The organism is Micromonospora sagamiensis (assembly GCF_014680085.1).
GTDB lineage: Bacteria > Actinomycetota > Actinomycetes > Mycobacteriales > Micromonosporaceae > Micromonospora > Micromonospora inyonensis.
This window is the reverse complement of record NZ_AP023438.1, coordinates 6,635,418-6,640,197: the sequence shown is the minus strand read 5'-3', so window position 1 is coordinate 6,640,197 and position 4,780 is coordinate 6,635,418. Positions and strand designations below refer to the sequence as shown.

The following is a 4,780-nucleotide window of genomic DNA, read 5'->3' as shown; positions in this document are numbered from 1 at the left end:
CCGAAGAAACCCGTATCTCCCAGAAGGAGGACCGGTGCCGTACATCGTCGCCACCGAGACCAGCCTGCCCACCTACTACTACGATCAGCAGACCCTCGCCACGACGCTGAAGAAGTACTGCCAGGCGATCGGGCTGGACATCGACCTGGACATCATCGACAGTCTCTTCCACAACACCCAGATCGACGGCCGCTACTTCGCGATGCCGCTGGACACCTTCTTCGACCCGCCGCCGTTCAGCACCGTCGCCGCCCGCTGCGTCGAGGAGGCCGCGGACCTCTGCGAGAAGACCGTCCAGAAGCTGCTTGCCAGCGCGGGCATCGCCTCGACGGAGATCCACCAGCTCACGTCGATGCTGAGCACCGTGGTGTCGGTGCCCACCGTCGACGCGATCCTGATCAACCGGATCGACTTCGCGCCCACCATGAAGCGGGTGCCGATCAACGGCCTCGGCTGCATGGCCGGCGTCGCCGGGCTGAGCCGGGTGGCCGACTATCTCAAGGGCCACCCCACCGAGGCGGTCATCCTGCTCACCTGCGAGCTGGGCGGCACCGCCTTCTGGCAGGGCGGGGTCCAGGGCTACCTCCAGGAGGCCCTCGACCGCGACCTGACCGAGAGTTCCTTCTACACCGACCTGGTGTCGCAGATCGTCACGGTCGCCCTCTTCGGCGACGGGGTGGCCGCCACCCTGATGGTCGGCGACGAGCACCCGCTGGCGAAGCCGGGGCTGCCCCGGGTGGTGGACACCCGGTCCGGGTTCCTGCCGGACACTTTGCACGTCGCCGGGGTGGACGTGCTGGACAACGGGTTCCGCAACCGGCTGAGCGTGGACGTGCCCGGCCTGGCGAAGACCGGCCTGCGTCCGGTGCTCGACCCGCTGCTGGCTGACCACGGACTCACCGTGGGTGACATCGGGCACTGGCTGATCCACCCCGGTGGCCCGAAGGTGCTCACCGCGACGGCGGAGGAGTTCGGCCTGACCGACGAGAACCTCAAGCTCAGCCAGCACATCCTGCGCACGGTCGGCAACGTCTCCGGGCCGACGGTGCTCTACATGATGGACGAGACCTTCGCCTCGTACGACCTGGAGCCCGGCACCTACGGGCTGGTGGTCGGGATGGGGCCTGGCTTCTCGCAAGAGGCGGTCCTGCTCCAGTGGTGACCGCGAACGAGACCGCACCGCGCCTGGCTCCCGGGCCGCGCGGCACGTTCCTCATCGGCAACCTGCTCGACCTGCGGCGCGACCTGATCGGCTTCCTCGGTCAGGTCAGCGCCGAGTACGGCGACATCGTGCGGTTCACCGTCGCCGGGTTCACCGTGCACCTGGTCACGCATCCCGACCACCTGCGCCACGTGCTCCAGGTCAACAGCCGCAACTACGACAAGCAGTCCCACGAGTACCGGCCCCTCAAGCTCGCCTTCGGCGCGGGGCTGTTCACCAACGACGGCGAGTCGTGGCTGCGGCAGCGGCGGCTGATGCAGCCGGCCTTCCACCGGCAGCGGATCCTCAAACTCGGCGAGTTCATCGTCGCCGACGTGGTCGACCGGATCGCCACCTGGCAGCCGTACGCCGAACGCGGCGAGTCCCTGGACGTCGCCGCGGAGATGGTCAACCTGTCCATGAACGTGGCCACCAAGTCGTTGTTCAGCACCGGGCTGCGCGGCGACGACGAGGTGGCCACGATCGCCCGGGACCTGGACACGGTGATCAACTACTGCCTCTACCGGACGATGGTGCCGTTCGCGCCGCCGCCGAGGGTGCCGACCCGACGCAACCGGGAGTTCACCTCGGCCATGGCCGAGCTGGACGGCATCATCTACCGCATCCTGCGGGAGCGCCGCGAGCAGCACACCGACACCTACGACCTGCTGACCATGCTGCTGGAGGCGCGGGACGAGGAGACCGGCGAGGGCATGTCGGACAAGCAGATGCGCGACGAGATCGCCACCCTGCTGCTCGGCGGCTACGAGACGACCTCCAACCAGTTGAGCTGGACCTGGTACGAGCTGTCCCGGAACCCGGAGATCGAGGCGAGGCTGCACGAGGAACTCGACCGGGTGCTCGGCGACCGGCTCCCGACCGTGGCGGACGTGCCGCAACTGGAGTACACCAACCGGGTGCTGGAGGAGACGCTGCGGCTCTACCCGGTGCCGTGGCTGGAACGGCGGGCGGCCGGTGCGGACACCATCGGCGGGTACCACGTCAAGGCCGGTTCACTGATCTACATCAGCCCGTACCTGACCCACCGGCACCCGGACTTCTGGGCGGAGCCCGAGCGGTTCGACCCCGACCGGTTCCTGCCGGAGCGGTCGGCCGACCGGCCCCGGTTCGCGTACTTCCCGTTCGGGGGCGGACCCCGGTTGTGCATCGGCAACCGGCTCGCCCAGTTGGAGGCGCAGCTGACCCTGGCGACCATCGCCCAGCGGTACCGGCTGCGCATGGTGCCGGGGCACCCGGTCGAAGCCAAGATGCAGGTCACCACCAGCCCCCGGTACGGGCTGCGGATGACCCTCGAGCCACGCCGCCCGTCGGCCTGACAGGCGGTACGAGGAGATGTCCCGTATGGACGACAACCGGATGAACCGACTCGGTGGCACCTGCGCCATCCTGGTGGGTGTCTCGTACCTCGTGGTCACCACGTTCTTCGTGCTCGACCCGACGCAGCTCATCCACGACGACAAACATGCACTGTGGACCGGGCTGGCCGAGAACGGCACGCCCCGGATCCTGTACTACTGGGGTTACGCCCTCGGCGCGGTCTTCGCGTTCGGGGCGATCCCGGCCATCGCCGACCTGGTCCGGGACCGGCACGAGGGCTGGGTGCGCTGGACCACCGGTCTGGCGTACCTCTCCTTCGGGGTGACCGCGGTCGAGACGTTCCGCCTGGTCACCGTGACGCCGCTGTGGGCGGCCGACTACGCCGGCGGCGACGAGACGGTGCGGACCGCGATCGTCACCACCGACCTGCTGCTGCGCCTGGATCCGGCCACCTGGCTGCGCTTCGGCGTGCTCGGCCCGTTCTTCCTGGTGGTGAACATCCTCGCGCTGCGGCACGGCCTGCTGCGCCCGGCGCTGACCTACGTCGGCATCGCGCTGGGCGTGCTGACCACCACGGCGGCGCTCGGAGTGGCCCTGGGGATCGGCCCGATGGTGCTGGTCTCAGCGGTGCTCGGCGGCGCCCTGGCCGCACCCGTCTGGTTCGTCTGGATCGGGGTGACCCTGCGCCGGGGCGTACCCCGGGTGGCCGGACCCGGAGCCCGGGTGCCGGTGGTCGCCACCGGGGTTGCGGCGCGGTCGGGGGAGGGCCGTGATGTCTGACCGTCACCCACCGGGACCGAAGGGCGTGCCGGTGCTCGGCAACCTGCCCGGCCTCGGCCGGGGCATGGTGGAGTTCATGATGGAGGCCGCGACGCACGGCGACATCGCGTCGTTCACCATCGGACCGACCCGCAACTACCTGATCAGTCACCCGGACCACATCCACGACGTGCTGGTGGCTCGCCGGGACAGGTTCACCAAGGACCCGCACGACCTGCGGACCCTGGGGCGCTGGATGGGCCGAGGCCTGCTGACCAGCGACGGCGAGCACCACCGCCGGCAGCGTCGGCTGGTGCAGCCGGCGTTCCGGCACCGGCGGATGACCGGGTACGGCGAGATCGCCGTGGACAGCACCCTGCGCCAGATCGAGGGCTGGCGGTCGGGCGAGGTGCACGACATGCACCACGAGATGATGAAGTTGACGCTCAACGTGGTGTCGCGGTCGATGTTCGGCAGCGGCGTCTCGGACGAGGAGGCGTACAAGGTCCAGCGGGCGGTCGCCGGGCTCCAGGACATCGCCATCAACATCAGCAAGTTCGGGATGCTGGTCTCGCCGTGGCTGCTCCTGCCGCTGCACCAGCTCCTCAAGCGCGGCACCCGGGTGCTCGACGAGGCGGTCATGCGGATCATCGCCGAGCGGCGGGCCAGCGGAGAGGACCGGGGCGACCTGCTGTCGATGTTCCTGATGGCGCAGGACGAGGTCGACGGTGGCGGTATGACCGACCAGCAGGTCCGGGACGAGGCGGTGACCATCTTCGTCGCCGGGCAGGAGACCACGGCCAACGGGCTGACCTGGGCGTGGTACCTGCTGTCCCAGCATCCGGAGGTGGCCGAGAAGCTCGGCGCCGAGCTGGACGAGGTGCTGGGGGACCGGCCGCCGACGGCGGAGGACCTGCCCCGGCTGCGCTACACCGGGATGGTCTTCAAGGAGGCGCTGCGGTTCTGCCCACCGGCCTGGACGCTCAACAAGCGCACTCCGGTGGAGGACGTCGAGCTGGGCGGGTACCGCATCCGTCGGGGCGCCGGGATCTTCATCATGCCGTACGTCATGCACCACCTGGAGCGGTACTTCCCGGAGCCGTTCCGGTTCGACCCGGAACGCTTCGCGCCGGACCGCGAGGCGACCATCCCCCGGTACGCGTTCATGCCGTTCGGTGGCGGTGAGCGGATCTGCGTGGGGGCCGGCTTCGCCGAGATGGAGGCGAAGCTGATCCTGGCGACGTTGGCCCAGCGGTTCCGGTTCACCCTCGAACCGGACCAGAAGGTCGCGCTGAAGCCGCTGGTCACCCTCGCCCCGAAGTACGGCCTGCGGATGCGGGTGAGCGAGCGGGGCTGACCGACGTCGTCCCGGTCGAGGGCCGATCCACCACTGGTGGGTCGGCCCTCGTCGTGTTGTCGGCTCCCTGCGGGGTGGGGTGCATGCAGGGGTCCCCTGTTACCGATTTCTGTACCGCAGGGGGC

At 69.5% G+C, this 4,780-nt stretch carries 4 protein-coding genes; all 4 read left to right on the top strand.

Annotated features, from left to right (window positions below):
- Positions 1 to 34: 34 nt before the first annotated feature.
- Genes IGA62_RS28485 through IGA62_RS28470 form a run of 4 tightly spaced genes read left to right on the top strand, consistent with a single transcriptional unit; the run spans position 35 to position 4,655 of the window.
- Positions 35 to 1,162: a type III polyketide synthase gene (locus IGA62_RS28485; RefSeq protein ID WP_145817658.1), complete on the top strand. Its 1,128-nt coding sequence runs from the start codon at positions 35 to 37 to the stop codon at positions 1,160 to 1,162.
- Positions 1,159 to 2,538, top strand: a complete 1,380-nt coding sequence (locus tag IGA62_RS28480) for a cytochrome P450 (protein WP_186499825.1) — start codon at positions 1,159 to 1,161, stop codon at positions 2,536 to 2,538. The genes IGA62_RS28485 and IGA62_RS28480 overlap by 4 nt, the downstream gene beginning before the upstream one ends.
- 25 nt (positions 2,539 to 2,563) lie before the next feature.
- The gene (locus IGA62_RS28475) at positions 2,564 to 3,319 is read left to right on the top strand and encodes a DUF4386 family protein (protein ID WP_186499826.1); all 756 of its coding nucleotides are present in this window, start codon (positions 2,564 to 2,566) and stop codon (positions 3,317 to 3,319) included.
- Positions 3,312 to 4,655 (top strand): cytochrome P450, encoded by a 1,344-nt coding sequence (locus IGA62_RS28470; protein WP_145817664.1) that lies wholly within the window; start codon positions 3,312 to 3,314, stop codon positions 4,653 to 4,655. The genes IGA62_RS28475 and IGA62_RS28470 overlap by 8 nt, the downstream gene beginning before the upstream one ends.
- Positions 4,656 to 4,780 lie beyond the last annotated feature (125 nt).